A 20,128-nucleotide genomic window follows, 5' to 3' on the forward strand; every position below is an offset into this window, starting at 1 on the left:
CCGCATGATAACGGCCCCGCGCCCGCAGGCCAATGCCGCGCACGCACGGCGGCCGTGTCCGGACGCGAAAATGAAAATCTTCTTTAGTATTATTATGCGCGCCTGCATGGCAGGCATCGGCTGGGTGGAGAGACATGCTTTGTCGCAGGGCGGGCAGGCCCCTTTCCTTATCCATAATTATGACAATATATGTCAACATCACGCCAGGGTGATGCTGAAATCGTCCACCATTCCGATTCGTCGGTCCTTGTTGCAAAATGGGATTGTCGCAAAGTGAGCACGAAACTTAAGGTTCTTCTGGGTTGCCTCACCTGTCTTGCCCTGCCGGGCGGGGCCTGGGCGCAGTCCTATGACAGCACGGCGCATGCCATGCCGGTGGCCATGCAGCCGCAGGATGAAAACAGCAGCCCCAGCCCGTCGCAGATGCTCGTTGATGAACATGGCGGCGGCTGGGTCGCCATCCATCACACGCCTGATGCCGGGGTGCATACCGACCTGTGCATTGCCGGGTCGGAAAGCGAGATCCTGATGTTCCGCGCCGATGCCGACTCGCTGCAGGTGCGCAGTGCGGATGATCACTGGACCCTGGCCAATGGCGAAAAAGGCGACATGACGGTAACGGTCGGTGCCTATACGCATGTCTTTCACATGCAGGCCAATGATGCCACGACGCTGGCTGCAAACCTGCCCGCCGCTGACATGACCAGCCTGCTCGACGCCATGGCCCACCAGCACCTTGCAGTGGTGCGCTTTGGGGATCAGCCGCCGCTCAGCGTCAATCTTGCGGGCAGCGTTCCTGTGCTTGACCGCTTTCGCGGCTGCGCGGAAACCCAGCATTTTGCCGATCTGGGTCAGGGTGCCGGGCAGAAATCCTCGCCGTTCTGATCGTCCGTCCAGCCGCGCATGCATGGCTGCCCGCACGTTGCGTTGTGGTGACAGGCCGGGTGTCTATGGCAAAAACTTCCTTCCGAATGCCAGCCGCAGGCTGATTTCTTGACGGAAGGAAGACACGACGTGAGGCGACGTTTTCATCTTGGTGCGCTGGCCGGGCTGGCTCTCATGGCCACAGGCATGGCTGCAGCACCCGCCATGGCCCGTGAGCCCAGGGGGCATGGTGCCCCGCCCGCGCCGCCACCCACGCTTGATGTCGCCTCCTTTCAGGGGCAGGCGGCGCAGTATGTGGGCAAGCCCGTGCGCATCGAGGGCTGCACCATTACCTCCGCCAATTCGGGCGGGGCGGATTGCGCGGCCTTCCGTATTGCCGACCTGCCGGGCAAGGTGGACTGGAACGGCGCCATCCCGCTCGATGGCCCCACGATGGAGGAAGCTTCCTTTCGCAAGGCGCAGCAGATCTGTGGCGATACCGGCCAGCACGAGCAGTGCCGTGCCGATGTGACCGGCGTGGTCTATGACCCGTTTGGGGATATGGGCGTGCAGGGCCAGCGCAATTTCGAGCTGCGTCAGGTCCGCATTCACTGGCTGGCCGAACCACCCAGAAAGGGAAGCAGCCGCCCGATGCGTCAGGCCACCCGCTGAGCGGCCCATTTCTGGCCAGAGGCTGAAAACATTTTCGAAAAGACGCCGCCATGTTGAACACGGGCGGCGTTTTTTTATCCCGCGTGGCCAAGCAGGTGCGAGAGCAGGGTGAACACGCCCCCGCACAGCACGCTGCCCATGACCACCATCGGCACGATCCAGGCCTCGCGGATGAAGCTTGTCACATGCGTCATGGCGCGGCGCGTGGCCGGGCTGCGCATGGGCGACAGGGATGGATTGAGCGTGGTTGTCATGGCGTGACGTCCCAGGGCGAGAAGGCCCAAAAAAGCGACTGCGGTGCGTGACCGGTGGCGCGTAATGGAGACAGGGCGGCACGCTGTCAAGCATGAAAAACGGCTGCCGGCACGGCATATGGCCGGGGGGTGGAAAAAATCCCGGTTTTCAGGCCATTTTTCACGCCAGTATGTTTTGCATGCAGGGCGGTCCTGCTGCGTTTGACGGGGTCAGGCAGGCCAGCATGCCCCTGTTGTTTCAACCTGTGGTGATTCGCGCGGGGAAGGTTGTTTGGCGTGCGGGCCGGTACCGTCAAGGATGCCAGATCAGCAGGGGACGCCTGCTTTGAACAGCGTATAGGCGTCCTGTTTTTTTAATGGATGTGGTGACAGGACAGTTGATGCGTTTTTACCAATGGATCATTGCAGCAGCCTGCCTGACTGTCGTGCCCCCGGCTTATGCGCAGACGCCGAGTGAAAAACGCGCCGTGCCCGAGATCAGGGCGTCCCTTGCCAGCCCGGATATAAAAAACCTGCTTTCGATTGCAACGCATGAAAAATGCAATTTCCGTATAGAATACAAGAATGGGAATGACCGGTCTGACACCTGTAATATATCGCTATACAGCATAAAAAACAGATTTTTCATTAATGCGGAAATATTTGGAAACAATAATACGTAGATGGTGTTTTTTGGTTTCTTTTCCGCCGCAGCAAGCGAGAATCACGTTATTGGGCAGAACATCAACGGGATTCAGGTTGTAACCAACGGCCAGTCCTATGATGAGAAAGCTACAGGTACCTGCATGCTCTCGCCCGGCACACAGGAACTGGTCTGCAATGCCCAGGGCAGCGACAGGCTTGGAAAGGTTAGCGTCCATGAGGCCGGGGTCATAAAAAAGCTGAAGTAAAAGCTTCTCTGTTAAGGCGACGGCCCCCACAGGTCGGGCCCGGCCTGCCCCCGGATGGCATGGGAGCGTGCCCGGTTCAGCGAGTTGTGGCCCGTCGGGCGGTTCTCTGGTCCGGTGTGAGTGCTCCGGCATTGCACAAGATGCGTGGCGCTGGCTGTCCGGGGCGCGTGCGCAAGTTGTTGCCTTATGGCATGGCTGCCCCTTAAAAGGCGCGTTTGGCTGGACGAGACTGGCCGCTCTCACGCACGGGACTGCCCCATGACTCCGCTCGCGCTGATCCTGACCGGCATAGGCTCCATTGCCGTCCTGCTCCTGCTTATCCTCAAACTCCGGCTGCATCCCTTCGTCGCCCTGCTGGTGGTGGCCGTGGCCGTGGCCCTGCTTACCGGCATGCCCGTAGCCAGACTGACCGATGCCATTCAGGGCAGCATGGGCCGCATCATGGGCCATATCGCCATTATCGTGGCCTTCGGGGCCATGATCGGGCGCATGGTTGACCTCTCGGGCGGGGCGGCGACCGTGGCGAATGCGCTGATCCGCCGCGTGGGTTCCGCCCATGTGCCGCTCGCTCTGGTCATTGCCGCTTTTGGCGTCGGCATTCCGGTGTTTTTCGAGGTGGGCGTGATCATGCTCATGCCGCTGGTCTATGGCATGGCGCGGCAGACGGGCCGCGTGCCTGCCGTGTTCGGCATTCCCATGGCCGTGACCATGCTCACCGTCCATGCCCTGCTGCCGCCCCACCCGGGTGCCGTGGCGGTTGCGGCAGCCCTTGGCGTGGGGGCGGGGCACATGCTGATGCTGGGCCTGCCGCTGGCCGCCGTGGCCACAGTGCTGACCTATGTGCTGACCCGGCCCATCATGGCGCAGCCGCTGGGCTGCGCGCCTGATATCCGCGCTGTGGTGGAGGAAGCCCGCACGCCTGCGCAGGGGCAGGGGGCGGGTGATGACGCGGCAGGAGCCTTCATGCAGGCCACCGCGCGCAGGCCGGTGGGCGTGGGCGAGATCCTGAGTGTCATCGCCGTGCCGGTGGTGCTGATGGTGGCGGGCACGCTGGCAGGCGAACTGATGGCGCCGGGACGGTTGCGCACGGTGCTGGTCTTTGCCGGGATTCCCTTCGTGGCGCTGGGGCTGGACGTGCTGCTGTGCGCGTGGCTGCTGGGGCTGCGGCGTGGCATGGCGCTGGCTACCGTGTCCGATGTCGTGGCGGCTGCCCTGCCGGGCACGGCCATCATCATCCTCATTACCGGGGCGGGGGGCGCATTCGCGCAGGTGCTGGTGGGCAGTGGCGTGGGGGATGCGCTGGGCGGCCTGCTGGCTTCTACGGGCCTGCCGCTGCTGGTGCTGGCCTTCGTGCTGACCATGATCCTGCGCGTAGCCCAGGGACCGACGACCGTAGCACTCATGACAACGGCAGGCATTCTCGGCCCCATGATTGGCCGCCTGCACTTTGACCAGACCCATCTGGCACTCATGGCGCTGGCTATGGGGGCGGGCGGCATGGCGCTGTCGCATGTGAATGATGCGGGGTTCTGGATCGTGACGCGCCTGTGCGGCGTGAGCGTGCGCGAGGGCCTGCGTAGCTGGAGCCTCATGACGCTGGTGGCATCCCTGCTGGTCTTTGCAGGCGTTGCGGCGTTGTGGGGCGTTCTGCCCGCTTCGGCTGGATAAAGAATAAAAGTTTTTGGGTGCCGCCTTTTTTCAAAAAAGCGGCTTCTTTACAAAGCTTTTTGAAAAAAGCTTCACCAAAAACGTTTGTTCCTTAACTCAGCCCGTGAGGGGGAGCAGAAAGGGAGCGGTGGCGCTGCCTTTCGCGCGGGCCACGTCATGCGGCGTGCCCGCGGCCACGATCTTACCGCCCCCGTCGCCCGCACCCGGCCCCATGTCGATGATCCAGTCGCTTCTGGCCGCCACCCGCATGTCATGCTCGGCCACCACCACGGTGTGGCCGCCATCCACCAGCGATTGCAGGTGGGCCTGCAGCCGGTCCACATCGGCGGGATGCAGGCCGGTGGTCGGTTCATCGAGAATATAGAGCGTATGGCCCCGGCGCTGCTTGCGCAGTTCGGTGGCAAGCTTGATGCGCTGCGCCTCACCCCCTGAAAGCTCGGTGGCAGGCTGCCCCAGCCGCAGGTAGCCAAGCCCGCCCTGCTGCAAGGTGGCGAGCGTGGTGGACAGGGCCGGGTTTTGCGCAAAAAAGGCTGCTGCCTCATCGACCGTCATGGCCAGCACATCGGCAATGGATCTACCGTCTATGGTCACTTCCAGCACCTCTGGCCGGTAGCGCGTGCCGTGGCAGGTGGGGCAGGGGGAATACACGCTGGGCAGGAACAGCAGTTCCACCATCACCGAGCCTGCGCCCTCGCAGGTGGGGCAGCGGCCTTTTGGCAGGTTGAACGAAAAGCGGCCTGCATCATAGCTGCGCGCACGCGCCAGGTCGGTTGCGGCATAGGCCTGGCGGATGATGTCGAACAGGCCGGTATAGGTGGCGAGGTTGGAGCGCGGGGTGCGGCCGATGGGTTTCTGGTCGATCATGACCAGGCGGCTGATTTTCTTTGCGCCATCCACCACATGTCCCTGCGGCGTGCCTTCGGGCATGTCCTCGATGGTGTCGGGGTCAGTTGCATCGGGCAGTTTCTGCCCCAGCGCGTGCGCCATGATGGCGGGCAGCGCTTGGCTGACAAGGCTCGACTTGCCCGAGCCCGACAGGCCGGTTACGGTCACGAACGTGCCCAGTGGAATCTCCACGCTCAGGTCATGCAGGTTGTTCCATGTCAGGCCCGCAAGCTTCAGCCACGCTCTGGCCGGGCGTGGCACGCCCGCAATCGGGGCATCACTGCCGAACAGGTAGGGCGCGGTGCGGGAGTTTTTGACCGTCCGCAGGCCATCGGGCAGGCCGCTATACAATACCTCACCCCCGCGCGTGCCCGCATCGGGGCCGACATCGACAATCCAGTCCGCCCGGCGGATGAGGTAGAGGTTATGCTCGACAATGAACAGCGAGTTGCCCGTCCGCTTCAGCCCTTCCAGCGCATCAAGCAGGTTGTGGGCATCGGCGGGGTGCAGCCCGCTTGAGGGTTCATCAAGCACATATACCACGCCAAACAGGCTGGAGCGGATCTGCGTGCCCAGCCGCAGGCGTTGATATTCGCCGGGGGAGAGCGTGGTAACCGAGCGGTCGGCCTGCAGGTAGCCAAGACCCAGATGCTCCAGCACCGCAATGCGGCCCAGCAGGTCGGTCGCCATGCGGCGCGCGGCAATGGCGGTGGCATCGCCCGCCTGCGGGGCGTGCTCGGGCACCTGCGTGCCTTCAGCCAGCGGGGCCAGCGTGCGGGCAATGGTGGAAAGCGGCATGCGCGTGAGTTCGGCAATGTTCAGCCCCGCGATGGTGACACGCAGCGCATCGGGGTTGAGCCGCGCGCCATGGCAGGTGGGGCAGGGCGTTGCGGTGAGGAACCGCTCGGCCCGCCTGCGCATGTTGGCACTCTGCGATGTGGCAAAGGTATGCAGCACGTAGCGCCGCGCGCCGGTAAAGGTGCCGTTATAGGCAGGCGGTACGTGGTCGCGTATCGCGCGCTGCACGGCTGCGTGGTCGAGGCCGGGATAGACAGGGTAGGTGGGCGTTTCCTCGGTGTAGAGAATCCACTCGCGGGTTTTGGCGGGCAGGTCGCGCCAGGGGCAGTCCACGTCCACGCCTTTGGTGATGAGGATATCGCGCAGGTTCTGCCCCTGCCACGCCGTGGGCCACGCCGCCACCGCGCGTTCGCGGATGGAGAGGCTGTCATCAGGCACCAGCAGCGCGGTCGTGGTGTCCATGATGCGGCCCTGCCCGTGGCATTGCGGGCACGCGCCTTCAGGCGTGTTGGTGGAGAACGATTCCGCCTCCAGCCGCTTCATGCCCGCAGGGTAATGCCCCGCGCGGGAATAGAGCATGCGCAGCAGGTTCGATAGCGTGGTGATGCTGCCCACGGTCGAGCGCCCTGTGCCGGTGCCGCGCTGCTGCTGGAGCGCAATTGCAGGCGGCAGCCCTTCGATTGATGTGACATCGGGCACCGGCATCTGCCGGAACAGCCTGCGGGCGTAGGGCGAGACCGATTCAAGGTAGCGCCGCTGCGCCTCCGCATACAGCGTGCCGAAGGCCAGCGAGGATTTGCCCGAGCCTGAGACCCCGGTGAACACGACCAGCCGGTCACGCGGAATGTCCACGCTGACATCCTTGAGGTTGTGCTCGCGCGCGCCCCGCACATGCACGAAGTCGGGCCGGGTGGACGGGTCAGCCGCAGGAGCGGAAACGGGGCGCTGTGACATGGGCGGAGGGGCCTTTGATGCAATATGGGCGGGCACAGGGCCGGCAGGATGCCCTGTTATAACCCGACGGCTTGGATCTGTGCGCCCCCTCTTATGTCCATATATTATCGCTCATGACATAATTGCTGATGATGGGTACATGCCATCCCCGGCTTGACCGATGCAGGCGGGCAGCGCATCACAACAAAAGCAAGCTATGGCAATATGAGTGATCAGGCGGTGGAAGCATGAAACGAGTCATTATACTGGGCGTGTCGCTCTGCCTGTATTCCGGGCTGGCCCATGCGGCGGGGGGGTCCGCCGTCATTACCGAAGCCGAGCGCCATGTCGCCGCCACCCTGCCCGACCCGCATGCCGCCACCTTCCGCAATGCCACCGTGCATGCCATGGATGGCGCATCGGTGGTGTGCGGCGAAATGGCGGAGCACAACCCGCCCGTTGATGGGGTGTACAAGAAATTCGGCTATGTGCAGGGGCAGGATGACCCGGTGATTTTCAGCGGGCGTCCGGTTCCGGCAAAAGTGCAGTTCAATGAGGTCAATTCCTGGCTCAATGACAGCATCAAGCTCGAAGATCTTGAGGAAATGGGCTGCGTGCCAAAAGGCACCTATCACCATTACAACGAGCAGCTCAATCAGGTCATGGCCCAGCGCAGCCAGTTTGGCGTGAACTAGGCCGGAACAACTTTGCTCCATGCCGGGCGTTAGACCTGCACATATGCCCGCAGTGACCTGTGCCGGGCGTGCGCGGCGTGGGAAAAGTCTGGAGCGGTTACTTTAAAGGCTCCGGCGCACAGAAGGCGGCCGACAGGGTCCGCCATGTGAAAAAACAGGGCATGGGGCAGCACGCAGGTGCCAGCCCGCATGCCCGGCAAGGAAAGGGAATTCATGACGGATGTAACGCAGGCCATGCTGGGTCAGGACGTGATTGCGGCGGGCACGGGCCGCATGGGCACGCTTACGGCAGTCAATACGGATGGCACGATTCAGGTTACCGTTGATGGCCCGGCCGAGAGCGCCTTTACCATTCCCGCCGCATGGGTGCAGTCTGCCGATAACGGCAAGATCCTGCTTAGCCATACGGTGGAAGATGTACAGTCCTACACGCCTCCTGCAAACTGAAGGGCCTGCGCTGCCCCTGACCGGGGTGCGGTAATGCCCGCTCCCCCGTCCGGCCCCGTGCTGGAGGCCGATGACCTGTTTCGCGTAAAGTCGCGTCTTGCACCCGATGCATTGCGGGCGCTGGCTGCACAGGCGGTCATGCCAGCTTTTGCGCCTGCGCCAAGGGCTGCGGATCTTGTTGACGTAACGCAGGTTGATCCGGCCATTGCGCTGGATATCCGCTATGCGTGCAGCCGGAATTTTCTTGGCTTTCCGGTTTATCCGGCGGCGCGGGCGTTCCTGCAACGCCCGGCGGCGCTCGCCCTGTCGCATGCGCGCAGCCTTGCGGCGCGGCATGGGTATGGGTTGCTGGTTTATGATGCGTATCGGCCCTGGCATGTCACGGTGCTGTTCCGCGCGGCCGTGCCGGAGGCATTGCATGAATTCGTGGGCGATCCGGCCACCGGCTCACGCCATAACCGGGGTTGCGCGGTTGACCTGACCCTGTGGGATCTGGCAACGCGCTGTGTTGTGCCGATGCCATCGGGCTTTGATGAAATGACGCCCCGCGCCCATGTCGGCTATGCGGGTGGTGATGCTTTGGCGCGGCAGCGACGCGACCTGCTGGCACGCATCATGCAGGAGAGCGGCTTTGTGCCCCTGGCGGAGGAATGGTGGCATTTCGACTTTGCGGACTGGGCAGATTACCCGGTGCTTGATCTGTCGTTTGATGCGGTGGCGCAGGCTGAAAAGAAGTAAAAATTTCTGGGTGCCGCCTTTTTTCAAAAAGGTGGTGTTCTTCTGAAGATTTTTGAAAAAATCTTATCTGTATAGAAATAAAAATGCCGCCTGTTCAAATAAAAGGCGGCATTTTTCAATATTTTTCTAAAAAATATCAGTCATCATGCAGGGTGCGGTCTATCGTGCGGCCTGCCTTTTCACCGGGGCCTTTGGGCGGGTCGAAGGTGTCCTGCATCTTGTCGCCAAAATGATCGATCTTCTCGCCCGTTGTCTCGTGGTGGCGCTTGCATCCGCTTAGCCCCGTGCCAGCCACCATCAGCGCCAGGCCAAAGGCGGCGATGGAACGCAGGCGCCGCCGCGTGGCAGGTGCGGTGGGGACAGGCGCGCAATGGCGCAGGGCAATGCGGAACTGGAGGCGGGCTGGTTCTGTGCGGGAGGGGGTCTGCGTGCGGTTGCGTAAAGCGCTATCCATGCCCGGTATCCTGTTTCAATGTCATACGCACCCTTAAGTGAACAATCCCCGCTCCGGTTTCAACATCACGGGAATGTGAGCGGTGTTAGCTGAACATGGCCCGGCATTCCGGGCACAGGCGCAGAAAGCGGCCATCGGCCACGAAAGCGGTGTCGCAGTTCAGGCAGGTGCGGCGCACCTGGTCGGGGCGGTCCATTGGTATGGCATGGCGGATGCGGTGGCGGCGCAGATGGGCTTCGAGTGTCTTGATGTTCATGTCCAGCCTGCGGGCGGCCTCACGCGTGGAACAACCCTGCGCCCGCAGGGCGGCCACGCGCGGGGCAAGGCTGGGCCAGTCAACACGCGGCGGGCGTGTGCGGCGTGGCGGGGCAGGGGAAGGTGCGGCAGTAGGTTTGTGCATATTTTCCATACAAACAAGTGTGCTCAAAAAGCGCACATGCAGCAAGAACTTTATGAGAACATTTACGCAGGCATCGCTGCCTTCCAGCTCATTGTGTATTTTATTCACACAAATGGAGCAAAAACAGATGCAAAGTGCCTATCTGCCCGCCGGGTGCACGCAGGCTGATATCGATGCCCGATTCGCACCCGATGAGCCCGCATGGCTTGCCCGCTACACCGCCCAGCTGGGCCGCCAGCTTGAGCGGATTGCCGCCATGCGGGCCGAATTGGCTACCACCCGCTTTGATGGCGCATATGACAGCACCGATATCGTGGGCTACCTTGATGACGAGATGCAGACGCTGCGCCAGCACATGGCGCAACCCCTGCCGGAATAGGCCGGCCGGGGCGCATCGTGCATGACAAGGGATGCTTCATGACCGACCTGCTGCCCGATCTTGATCACGCGCGTTTTTTGCGTCGCGCCTTTGCGGTGGCCGAGCAGGCGCGGCAGGGGGGCGACCATCCTTTTGGCTGCATTCTCGTCGATGCGCAGGGGCAGGTGGTTCTGGAACAGGGCAATGGCTACACCGCCGAGGGTGGTGACATGACCGCCCATGCCGAGCGCCTGCTGGCCACGCGGGCCTCGAAGCGTTTTTCCCCCGCCGTGCTGGCGTCGCACACAATGTACACATCAGCCGAACCGTGTGCGATGTGTGCAGGTGCGGTGTACTGGAGCGGCATTGGTCGTGTGGTTTTTGGCCAGAGCGAACACAGCCTCAAGGAAATGACGGGTAACCACCCCGAGAACCCGACCCTGGACCTGCCCTGCCGCACGGTGTTCGCCGCAGGGCAGCGCCGGGTGGAGGTTATCGGCCCGCTGCTTGAAGCCGAGGCCGCCGCCCTGCAGCAGGCCTTCTGGAATGAAAACAAAGCCGCTGATTCATAAAAGTTTTTGATGAGGCTTTTTTCAAAAAGCTTCGAACAACACGGCATTTTTAAAAAAGGCGGCATCTGGAAGCTTTTATTGCTTCTGTTTTCTGCCGGTCACACCGGCCTCCTCTTTTCAGGTGCGCTTCTGGCAAATCGTTTCGGATTCAATCTATAATGCCAGACGAGATCGGGCGTAATGCCGCGGCGGTAAAGGGAGAGGCATATGGAATTGGCACGGAAGTGGCGGTTGGGGTTCTGCCTTGGTGCGGGTCTGGCCGTGGCGGCTGGAAGCCACGCGGCCGTGGCCGCCGGGGCCACGCATGATAAAATCCTGTGGGACACGTTTGGCGTGCCCCATATCTATGCCACCACCGAGGCCGGTGCCTTTTACGGCTTTGGCTGGGCGCAGGCGCACAGCCACGGCAATATTGTATTGAAGCTTTATGGCACCGCCCGCGGCCGGGCCGCCGAATACTGGGGCAAGACGGAAGAAGAATCGGATCGCTGGGTGCGGGGTAATGGCGTGTATGAACGCGCCAGAACCTTTTATGCCCGCCAGACGCCGGGCTTTCGCAAGGATCTTGATGCGTTTGCGCGGGGCATCAACGATTATGCGGCCAGCCACCCCGCTGATATTGCCGATGACATGCGTGCCGTCCTGCCGGTCAGCGGGGTTGATGTCGTGGCCCATGGCCTGCGGCTGATGAACTATGTCTACATTGCCGAGGAGCGGAAAATGCTCGGCGATGCGCCCGAGCGCAAAGCAGGCGGGTCGAATGCCTGGGCCATTGCCCCATCACGCACTACCGATGGGCATGCCGTGCTGCTCGCCAACCCGCACCTGCCGTGGAGCACGCCGTTCTATACCTATTATGAAGCGCAGTTGAATGGCCCCGGCTTCAGTATTTATGGCGCGACGCATGTGGGCCTGCCGGTGCTGCGCTTTGCCTTTACGCCGGATGTCGCCTTTACCAATACCGTCAACACCATTCTGGGTGCTGTGCGCTACAGGCTGACACCCGATGGCGATGGCTACAGGCTGGATGGCAAAAAACGGAAATTCACTACCCGTACCCTGTCCTACAAGGTCAGGATGCCCGATGGTACGCTGGTCACCCACAGCTTCGTGCAGCGTTATGCAAAACAGGGGCCGGTCTTTAACGAGGCGGATGGCACGCCCATTGCGCTGTATGTGGCAGGGCTCGATCGCCCCGGCATGCTCCGGCAGTATTGGGATATGGCGCGATCCCACAATTTCAGTGAGTTCCAGGCAGCACTCAAAAAGCTGCAGGTGCCCATGTTCAACATTGTCTATGCTGACCATGACGGGCATGTCATGTATCTCGACAATGGTATTCTGCCAAAGCATGATAATGGCGACTTCGATTACTGGAACAATGTTGTTCCCGGTGATCGGTCGGATAACATACCCAAAGGCGTCGTGTCCTATGACAGCCTGCCCAAGGTGATCGATCCGCCATCGGGCTTTGTGCAGAACGCCAATGATCCGCCATGGCTCGCCACCTATCCGCGCGGGCTCGACCCCAAAGCCTATCCGGCCTATGTGGCGCAGACCGGCCCGATGACGCTGCGGGCCCAGATGTCGACCCGCATGCTGGCGGGCGAGGTAAAGATGTCGTTTGACGACATCATGGCCCGCAAGCTCAACACCCATTCGCTGCTGGCCGAGCGGATCCTGCCCGAACTCCTCACAGCCGCCCGCAAGGACCACCGCGCCGATGTAAAAGCGGCCGTGAAAGTCCTGCAAAACTGGGATGGCGCCGATGATGCCACCAGCCATGGCGCGTTGCTGTTCGAAACATGGGCGCGGCTGTTCATGGGCCCAAAATTTGCAGGCTCGGACGGGTTTGCCCGGCAATGGTCGCTTGATGACCCGATCAGCACGCCATCGGGGCTGAAGGACCCCGCCCATGCGGTTGATTTGCTGGCGCAGGCGGCGGTTGAGACCAGAAAGCTGTATGGCGCAATTGACCGCCCGTTTGGCGATGTATCACGCTTTCATATCAATAATGTCGACCTGCCGGGTAATGGCGGCTTTGGCAATACCGGCATTTTCCGCACCATTACCTGGGGCCCCATGAAAAATGGCGAGCGCACGCCGCTGCATGGCGAGACATGGGTATCGCTTGTCAGTTTCGCAACACCCATGAAGGCAAAGGGACTGCTGAGCTATGGCAATTCCAGCCAGCCCGGCTCCCCCCATCATGCGGATCAGCTCTCTTATCTCAGCACCAAGACCCTGCGTGACCTGTGGCTGAGCCGCGATGTGGTCGAGCAGCATGTGGAATCCGTTGATCCGTTGCCTGACTGAGCGGCGTCCCGGCGTGAAAGACGTTTTTGGTGAAGCTTTTTCCAAAAAGCTTCGAACAATGCCGCAGCATATATATTGGTCCCCGGTCAGGGGTGATTAAGGAGACGCCCCATAATGTCAGCCCCTTACGCAATGCGGTTCTGGTCACTGATGGCCTGTGGCGTGCTTGTCAGCCTGTCGCCCCGGCCCGTGCAGGCGCAGGTTGCGGTGCCTGATCCCAACCAGATCTTCAGCCCGGTCGAGATGCCAACCCCGGTCAGCGCCTACCGCTCGGGTGATGGCACGCCGGGGCCGATGGCGTGGAAAAATCAGGCCGATTACCGCATTGCCGTCACCCTCGACCCCACCACCCATGAACTCTCGGGCGAGGAAACGGTCACATACCACAACAACAGCCCAAGCAGCCTGCCGGTGCTGTGGGTGCAGCTTGACCAGAACATGTACCGCGCTGACAGCAGGCGTGCCATCATGTCCAGCCCTGCCAGCACGCCGCATACGGATGGGGTGCAGATCGGGCCGGTCACCATCATGGAGGGCACCGCCTCGCAGGAGGTGACGCCGCTGATCTCCGATACCCGCATGCAGATCACCCTGCCGCACCCGCTGGCACCGGGCAGGACGCAGGTGTTCCGGGTGCGGTGGCACTACACCATGCCCGGCGCATGGGGCGGGCGCACGGCGGTCAGCCCATCCAGAAACGGCGATATTTATGAAATTGCCCAGTTCTATCCCCGCATGGCGGTGTTTGATGACGTGCGCGGGTGGGACACGCTGCCCTATGTGGGCGATGAGTTTTATCTTGATTACGGCAATTTCGATTACGCGGTGACCGTTCCCGCCAGTTTCATGGTTGTGGGCTCTGGTGCCTTGGTCAACCCGGCACAGGTGCTCTCGACCGCGCAGCAGCAGCGCCTGGCTCAGGCCCGGCGCAGTGGGACGCGCGTCATGATCCGTGACCAGGCGGATGTGGAGGCGGCAGCCCACGCGCCGCCTGCGGGCAGCCGCACATGGCGCTTTCATATGGACAACGCGCGCGACGTGGCTTTCGTCGCCTCGCCCGCCCTGTTGTGGGATGCGGCGAAACTGGACCTGCCGCCCATCGCTCCCGCGCCAGGCATGAAGCCCGAGGCCCGGCTTGGCATGTCGGTCTACCCCGTGGAGGCCGTGGGGCCGCAGGCATGGGACCGCTCGACCGAATACGTCAAGCACACGATCGAGTATTTCTCGCACGACTGGTATCCCTACCCGTGGCCCACGGCCATCAACGTGGGCGGCCACGGCGCGGGCATGGAATATCCGGGCATCGTGTTTGATGGCATGCACGACCGTGATGCCAAGCTGTTCTGGATTACCACCCATGAACTCGGCCATACATGGTTCCCCATGATTGTCGGCTCGAATGAACGCCGCAACGGTTTCATGGATGAAGGCTTCAACACGTTTATCGATTCACTGGCGTCGCTGCATTTCAACAAAGGCGAGTTCGCGCCCAAGCATGATGGCGAATACGCACCCGATAGCGGCCGGCCGGCTGATGACATTGTCAAGGTGCTCAAGGACCCGGTCTATCAGCCCCTCATGGCGCCTTCCAATATTCCCGGCAGGGGCGACCGGCATGCCATGCCGTATTTCAAGTCGGCTTACGGGCTGGAGCTGCTGCGCAGCCAGATCCTTGGGCCGGCGCGGTTTGACCCGGCGTTTCGCCACTACATTGCCGCCTGGGCCTATCGCCACCCTACGCCGTCCGACTTCTTCCGCCTGATGGAAAGTGATGCGGGCGAGGATCTGTCATGGTTCTGGCGCGGCTGGTATTTCACCAACGCCGCCCCGGATTATGCGCTGACGGGCCTGGAATATGTCGAGAATGACCCGGCAAAAGGCGTGCGGGTTACGGTACGGAACAAGGGGGCCCTGCCGCTGCCAGTCACGTTGCAGGTGACCTGGGCTGATGGGGCGACCACCCGGCGCATCCTGCCCACCGAACTATGGGCGAAGGGCAACGAGGCTGTCGTGCTCGTGCCCGATGGCAGGCCGGTCCGCTCCGCCAGTCTCGACCCCGATCACGCTATTCCCGATATCGACCGCAGCAATAATGAAAGCACGTCCATAACGCCGGTGGCATCTGGCATGGTCGTGGCGCGGCGCAACCTGAGGCCGTGACGCATGACCATGAACCGTGGCAGGCGGGAAGAAATAAAGGGGTTGGCAGGGGTAATATATAATTACGAATTAGAAATAAATTGCGGGCATGACAGAACACCTGATGCGTTCTGGCTGCCGTCATAAAAAATTCACACAAGTAAATTGATGTTGTTTCATGGGTGTGGCACTGCTGCACCGTCATGAAACCTTCACATTAAAAAGAGTAATCGCGCTGATAGACGGTGGTTCGCCTTCTCATCGCGGAGACCTTCAGGTGTCGATCAAGTTACTACGTAATGGCCACGTTGCTTTTGGCCTGTTCTGTTCCGCCCTGGCACTTTCCACGGCGCATGCACAGACGGTCCAGCCTGCCACCAGGGAGAAAAACCCTGAACGCGCGCCGTATAAAAAGGTGGTCGGGGCTCATAAGGATGATGCACTGTCTTCTTCGGGCAATGCCGAGCAGATCATGGCAACGGCGCGGCGCACACGCTCCGAGCAGACCGTCAACCGCACCCAGCTGCAGCGCATCCTGCCCGGCATCAACCCGGTCAAGGCGCTCGAGATCCTGCCGGGCGTCGTGTTTGAAAATGCTGACCCATGGGGCAATAACGAGCAGAATTCATCGCTCTACATTCACGGCTTCAACCAGAACCAGCTCGGTTTTACGCTTGATGGCGTGCCCTTGGGCGACCAGTCCTATGGCAATTACAACGGTCTGTCCCCCCAGCGCGCGGCCATAAGCGAAAACATCGGCTCGGCTACCGTTGCAACGGGCGCGGGCGCACTTGGCACGGCCTCGACCAGCAACCTTGGCGGCTCGCTGGAATTCACGACACAGGACCCGCTGCACAAGGCCGGTGGCCAGCTTTCCCAGACCTTCGGCAGCTGGTCCACCTTCCGCACCTTTGCCCGGGTTGATACGGGCGATTTTGGCCATAACAACTCGGCCTATGTTTCATGGGCGCGACAGGATGCGCGGGCATGGGACTTTGCGGGCCATCAGGGTGGTAATCAGGTCAACGCCAAGTTCGTGCATGACGGATCGCACGACAAGATCACGACTTTCTTTGACTGGTCCGACAAGGTGGAACCCAATGAAGACGGGATTGTCGAGCCATCAGGGGGGAGCATGTACGTGCGCCCGTTCCTGTACCCCAACCTGAATGAAGCCGTGAACTATTATAAGAACGCGGCCAATATTGCGGGCAACAATTACCGTAACTATTACTCCGATGCGCAGCGTGAAGATTTCCTGGCCTATACAAAGTGGACGCATGATTTCAGTGCGCACCTCCACTGGACCAACCAGATCTACTACCATCATGACATGGGCGAGGGCGTGGTCGCCGGTCCGATCAGCGCGGCCGGGCTGCCGACTCTTTTCGGGGCGTACTTCCCCAATGCATCTTCATCCGACCTGTCCAACGTGTTTGGCGGCTCGGGCATGGCAACGCGCACGACCGAATACTGGGATAACCGCGGCGGCCTGATGTCCACCCTGCGTTATGAGGTTGGCCACCACCATATTGAACTGGGCGGCTGGTACGAGCGCAACAACAACACCCAGGCCCGGCGCTGGTACGCGTTTGACATCAACAACCCCACCACCCCCTATGATCGCCAGCAGAACCCGCTGATCCACCAGTACACCAACTATTTCTATACCAATACCTGGACCACACACCTGCAGGACAGCTGGCAGATCACCAGGAACTTCATGCTGAATGCGGGCTTCAAGTCGGAGCTGGTCTATACAAACGGCACCCTGCCGGTTGCTGCCCTGCCGGGGTCGCTTTCCCCCAAAACGGCTGAAACCATTCCCGGTGGCCGGATTGCGGCGGTCAGGCCGTTCCTGCCATCCTTTGGTGCCCTGTGGAATTTTACGCCGCATGAGCAGTGGTTTGCCAATATTCAGGAAAACATGCGCTCGTTCCAGGATACGGGCTACGGCAATGCCAGCCCCTGGGGCATGACCAGCCAGGCCGCATTCGAGAACTTCAAGAAAAATGGCAAGCCTGAAACATCATGGACCTATGAGACCGGCCTGCGCACCAACCGCAACGTCAAGCTTGGACCGCTGACCCATATCAGCGGGCAGCTTGAATACTATCACGTCCATTTCTCCAACCGCCTGCTTGCCGTAGCTTCATCGGCTTACAATAGCAACGTTTCCTATATTATCGGTTCATCCACCATCCTGACCAATGTTGGCTCCGTCTCGACCGATGGCATGGATTTCTCGTTCACGGCACAGTTCGGGCCGCATTTCTCGTTCTATAATGCGCTGTCCTATAACAAATCCGTTTATAATGATGATTATTTCTCAGGCGCCACACAGGTGCATACGGCGGGCAAGAATGTTGTCGGCCTGCCTGACTGGACCGAAAAATTCGTGGCTTCCACCAACTGGGGCCGTTTCTATGGCCAGTTCATCGGTGATGTCATCGGCCGCCGTTACACGACCTATACCAACGACCTTTCGGTCGGGTCGTATGCCCTGTTCAGCATCAATGCCGGTTACACCATCAAGGGCATTCCGCATGTGCAGGGGCTCAAGGTGCAGGGTAACATCACCAACCTGACCAACACCCGCGCCTGGTCCACCCTCAGTACCTCACAGGCAAGCGGGCAATATACGGCCTACCCGATGGCGCCGCGCATGTTCTTCCTGACTGTGGGCGCAAGCTTCTAACAGCCTTTTGGCAAGGCCCCGGTGACAGTGACATCACGGCACCGGGGCCAACGCGCCGGCCCTGGCCTGCGGCAAGGGCCGTAATGCGCATGACCGCGTGCGGCTTGAAGCCCATTTTGCTGATAAGGGTTGGGTATTGTGGGCTGAGGCGTGGCTAGGCGAACGCCTCAGCCGCATGGCGGTCGGCGGGTATGAAAATCAGGTATCGGCAGTGGTCGCCTGATTGCTGCTGCGCGAATAAGGCAACTAGAACCCGTTCACCGTCGTCTGCCCTGTCGCCATGGAATATGAGCAGGCCCGGTCCCCATCGGTTACGACCAGCCAGATGATGTTGCGCAGCCCGGTATAGAACTGCCCCGCATCGCGCAGCGAGGTGTAGCCATGGTGGCGGAACCACGCGGCGATGATGGTGGTGGGCTGGTTGCCAAACGATTTGCGGATCGTATCAAGCAGCTTGTCGCATTGCGGGCGGCTGAAGCTGTCATGGTTCTGGTACCATATACCCACCAGGATGCTGTTGCGCCTTGGGTCGAAATCGGCCACCGGCACCATGTCGCTGTCATAGGTGTCGGGCAGGCTGTCAATTTCGTGCTGCATGGCGCGCTCGGCGCGGATCAGGCCGAGGTCCATCATGGTCAACTTGTCAGAAAACAGGGTGCTGATGACCTGTGAGGCCGGTGTCTGGGCGGCTGCGGTGGCACACCCCCACCCCAGCAGGGCAAGAAACACGAACAGATGGCGCAAGATATCCCCCATGGCGGACTGGCTTTGGTTCATCCTTGTCATGGATGGGCGGGCATGATGGCGCGCGTGGTAGCGAGCGGCCTTCATGTCATGACAGGAATTAAATAAAAATAACCTTTCAGGCCATATCTGTTGACTTGAATGTTATGCGCATAAAGCCTATCTGCCATGAATATAATGACTGACATGGCGGTGAACGGGAGTGCGCGCGATATGACACGGATGAAGCTTGCCCTGCGTGGCTGGTTGCAGGTGCAGTGGGGCCAGATCGTGCGCGAAACCGGTTATGCCATCAGCCATGAACGCCTGCAGCGCCGGGGCCTGCTGATTGAAAAACTCGGCCATGGCCTGTTGTACCGCGCCCATCGGCTGGGGGCAGCCCCTGCTGCTCCGGGGGCGGACCCCTATGCCACGCCCTCACGCGCGACTGAAGGCTGAAGTAGGGCAGGGGCGGCCATCGTGCCTGTTATTTGAAGGATTCGTGACAAACGTGCCCGTTTTCCCCTGTTTCTGACAGGTCTTTCCACAGGGTTGCCCGAAAATCCGTCCCCCGAATCTGGGGATAAACTGGCTCTTGCATCGTCGATGAAAAAGAACAAAAGTTTTTGGCAGTTGCCTGACCAAAAACTTCGATCATTTCATCTGTCTTTAACGGTGCCCTGCAAGGTGCTGCATGTCATCGCCCACATGGCGCAGCGCGTCACGCACCGACATGTGGCGGCGGTTTCCCGCCTCTGACACGACCGTGACGGTGGCCGTCATGCCCGCAGCAAGCACAAGATCTTGCGGCACGCTGTCAATATGCACCCGCACGGGAATGCGCTGCGCCAGCCGCACCCAGGTATAGACCGGGTCCACCGCTGGCAGCCCCTGTATGGAGGTGGCGGCGTTGTTGCTGGCAATGCCGCGCGTAATGCTTTCCACATGGCCGAACAGCGGCTCATGAAAGCCCATCAGGTCCAGCCGCACGGGCTCGCCTTCGCGGATGGAATGGATTTTCGTCTCCTCGAAATAGCCATCCACCCAGTAGGAATCCGCATCGATGATCTCGATGTTCACATGCCCGGCACTGGCATAGTCGCCCGCGCGCATGGTCAGGTTGGTGACATACCCGTTGAGCGAACTGCGCACCTCGGTGCGCTCAAGGTCGATGCGCGCCTGCCGCAGCTCGGCCAGGGCCGAGGCATACTGGGCTTCCGCCTGCTGGGCCACGGCCTCGAACTGCTGCTTTTCCTCGCCCGATACCGCAACGCCGGAAATCTTCTGGCGGCGTTCGTATTGCGATGTCTTGAACTCAAGGTCAGCGCGGCGCTCGTTGACCGCCGCCTCGGCAATATCCACCTTCACCCTGAAGTCGAACGGGTCGATTACGTAAAGCACGTCGCCCTTGTGCACGAACTGGTTGTCATGCACGCGTACTTCATTGATCTGGCCCGAAATGCGCGGCGCGATATTGGCGACCTGCGCGCGGACCTGTCCGTTCCGCGTCCAGGGCGAGGCGGTATAGTAATCCCACAGCACGATAACCACGATGGCTGCGACAAAAAGAATGGTCGCGGTAATGGCCAGGCGTACAAAGCGGTTTGCATATGCGAACACGTCA

Annotated in this window: 20 protein-coding genes; 13 read left to right on the top strand and 7 right to left on the bottom strand. The window is 61.0% G+C overall.

The features are described 5' to 3' along the window. Positions 1-70 precede the first annotated feature (70 nt). The 3 genes from FMA36_RS06960 (at position 71) to FMA36_RS06970 (ending at position 1,536) form a co-directional block, all read left to right on the top strand. Positions 71-277 carry a hypothetical protein gene (locus FMA36_RS06960; protein ID WP_159261736.1) on the top strand — a complete coding sequence of 69 codons (207 nt, stop codon included), beginning with the start codon at positions 71-73 and terminating at the stop codon, positions 275-277. Beyond that, complete coding sequence (locus tag FMA36_RS06965; protein WP_206065217.1) at positions 274-885, top strand: hypothetical protein; 612 nt, start codon at positions 274-276, stop codon at positions 883-885. The genes FMA36_RS06960 and FMA36_RS06965 overlap by 4 nt, the downstream gene beginning before the upstream one ends. A 129-nt stretch (positions 886-1,014) precedes the next feature. Further along, on the top strand, positions 1,015-1,536 hold the full coding sequence (locus FMA36_RS06970) for a hypothetical protein (RefSeq protein WP_206065219.1): 522 nt from the start codon (positions 1,015-1,017) through the stop codon (positions 1,534-1,536). 74 nt (positions 1,537-1,610) lie between these two features. Here the strand turns inward: FMA36_RS06970 and FMA36_RS06975 are convergent, their stop codons facing one another. After that, the gene (locus FMA36_RS06975; RefSeq protein WP_159261737.1) at positions 1,611-1,790 is read right to left on the bottom strand and encodes a hypothetical protein; all 180 of its coding nucleotides are present in this window, start codon (positions 1,788-1,790) and stop codon (positions 1,611-1,613) included. A 599-nt stretch (positions 1,791-2,389) separates the two neighbouring features. Continuing rightward, positions 2,390-2,710: a hypothetical protein gene (locus tag FMA36_RS06980; protein ID WP_159261738.1), complete on the bottom strand. Its 321-nt coding sequence runs from the start codon at positions 2,708-2,710 to the stop codon at positions 2,390-2,392. Between the two features lie 228 nt (positions 2,711-2,938). Here FMA36_RS06980 and FMA36_RS06985 point away from each other — a divergent pair, with 228 nt between their 5' ends. Beyond that, the gene (locus tag FMA36_RS06985) at positions 2,939-4,348 is read left to right on the top strand and encodes a GntT/GntP/DsdX family permease (RefSeq protein ID WP_159261739.1); all 1,410 of its coding nucleotides are present in this window, start codon (positions 2,939-2,941) and stop codon (positions 4,346-4,348) included. Between the two features lie 96 nt (positions 4,349-4,444). On the opposite strand, the gene FMA36_RS06990 is transcribed toward FMA36_RS06985, so the two are convergent. Next, entirely contained in the window at positions 4,445-6,985 is a 2,541-nt protein-coding gene (locus tag FMA36_RS06990; RefSeq protein WP_159261740.1) for an excinuclease ABC subunit UvrA, read from the bottom strand. A gap of 227 nt (positions 6,986-7,212) precedes the next feature. Between FMA36_RS06990 and FMA36_RS06995 the strand changes: the two genes are divergently transcribed. The 3 genes from FMA36_RS06995 to FMA36_RS07005 all read left to right on the top strand — a co-directional run bounded on the left by FMA36_RS06995 (position 7,213) and on the right by FMA36_RS07005 (position 8,844). Next, positions 7,213-7,659, top strand: coding sequence for a hypothetical protein (locus FMA36_RS06995; RefSeq protein ID WP_159261741.1), 447 nt, complete (start codon positions 7,213-7,215; stop codon positions 7,657-7,659). A 213-nt stretch (positions 7,660-7,872) separates the two neighbouring features. After that, the gene (locus FMA36_RS07000) at positions 7,873-8,106 is read left to right on the top strand and encodes a DUF2171 domain-containing protein (RefSeq protein ID WP_159261742.1); all 234 of its coding nucleotides are present in this window, start codon (positions 7,873-7,875) and stop codon (positions 8,104-8,106) included. A 33-nt stretch (positions 8,107-8,139) separates the two neighbouring features. Continuing rightward, positions 8,140-8,844 carry a M15 family metallopeptidase gene (locus FMA36_RS07005; RefSeq protein ID WP_159261743.1) on the top strand — a complete coding sequence of 235 codons (705 nt, stop codon included), beginning with the start codon at positions 8,140-8,142 and terminating at the stop codon, positions 8,842-8,844. Between the two features lie 136 nt (positions 8,845-8,980). On the opposite strand, the gene FMA36_RS07010 is transcribed toward FMA36_RS07005, so the two are convergent. Then, positions 8,981-9,298, bottom strand: coding sequence for a hypothetical protein (locus tag FMA36_RS07010; RefSeq protein WP_159261744.1), 318 nt, complete (start codon positions 9,296-9,298; stop codon positions 8,981-8,983). Between the two features lie 85 nt (positions 9,299-9,383). Next, positions 9,384-9,707: a helix-turn-helix domain-containing protein gene (locus tag FMA36_RS07015; protein ID WP_159261745.1), complete on the bottom strand. Its 324-nt coding sequence runs from the start codon at positions 9,705-9,707 to the stop codon at positions 9,384-9,386. Positions 9,708-9,825: 118 nt separating this feature from the next. Between FMA36_RS07015 and FMA36_RS07020 the strand changes: the two genes are divergently transcribed. The 5 genes from FMA36_RS07020 to FMA36_RS07040 all read left to right on the top strand — a co-directional run bounded on the left by FMA36_RS07020 (position 9,826) and on the right by FMA36_RS07040 (position 17,781). Beyond that, complete coding sequence (locus tag FMA36_RS07020) at positions 9,826-10,077, top strand: hypothetical protein (protein WP_159261746.1); 252 nt, start codon at positions 9,826-9,828, stop codon at positions 10,075-10,077. Positions 10,078-10,115: 38 nt separating this feature from the next. Further along, a complete protein-coding gene (locus FMA36_RS07025; RefSeq protein ID WP_206065221.1) occupies positions 10,116-10,628 on the top strand; it encodes a nucleoside deaminase in 513 nt (170 codons plus the stop codon). A gap of 207 nt (positions 10,629-10,835) precedes the next feature. After that, positions 10,836-12,944 (top strand): penicillin acylase family protein, encoded by a 2,109-nt coding sequence (locus FMA36_RS07030; protein ID WP_159261747.1) that lies wholly within the window; start codon positions 10,836-10,838, stop codon positions 12,942-12,944. Between the two features lie 114 nt (positions 12,945-13,058). Further along, a complete protein-coding gene (locus FMA36_RS07035) occupies positions 13,059-15,104 on the top strand; it encodes a M1 family metallopeptidase (protein ID WP_240906514.1) in 2,046 nt (681 codons plus the stop codon). A 256-nt stretch (positions 15,105-15,360) separates the two neighbouring features. Beyond that, the gene (locus tag FMA36_RS07040; RefSeq protein ID WP_240906515.1) at positions 15,361-17,781 is read left to right on the top strand and encodes a TonB-dependent receptor; all 2,421 of its coding nucleotides are present in this window, start codon (positions 15,361-15,363) and stop codon (positions 17,779-17,781) included. Between the two features lie 246 nt (positions 17,782-18,027). Here FMA36_RS07040 and FMA36_RS07045 read toward each other — a convergent pair whose 3' ends face one another. Further along, positions 18,028-18,537: a hypothetical protein gene (locus FMA36_RS07045; protein WP_061273649.1), complete on the bottom strand. Its 510-nt coding sequence runs from the start codon at positions 18,535-18,537 to the stop codon at positions 18,028-18,030. Positions 18,538-18,738: 201 nt separating this feature from the next. Between FMA36_RS07045 and FMA36_RS07050 the strand changes: the two genes are divergently transcribed. Continuing rightward, a complete protein-coding gene (locus tag FMA36_RS07050) occupies positions 18,739-18,963 on the top strand; it encodes a hypothetical protein (RefSeq protein WP_159261749.1) in 225 nt (74 codons plus the stop codon). Positions 18,964-19,173: 210 nt separating this feature from the next. Here the strand turns inward: FMA36_RS07050 and FMA36_RS07055 are convergent, their stop codons facing one another. Continuing rightward, entirely contained in the window at positions 19,174-20,124 is a 951-nt protein-coding gene (locus tag FMA36_RS07055) for an efflux RND transporter periplasmic adaptor subunit (RefSeq protein WP_159261750.1), read from the bottom strand. Between the last annotated feature and the right edge of the window lie 4 nt (positions 20,125-20,128).

The sequence above is a fragment of the Komagataeibacter xylinus genome, assembly GCF_009834365.1.
GTDB classification, from domain to species: domain Bacteria; phylum Pseudomonadota; class Alphaproteobacteria; order Acetobacterales; family Acetobacteraceae; genus Komagataeibacter; species Komagataeibacter xylinus_D.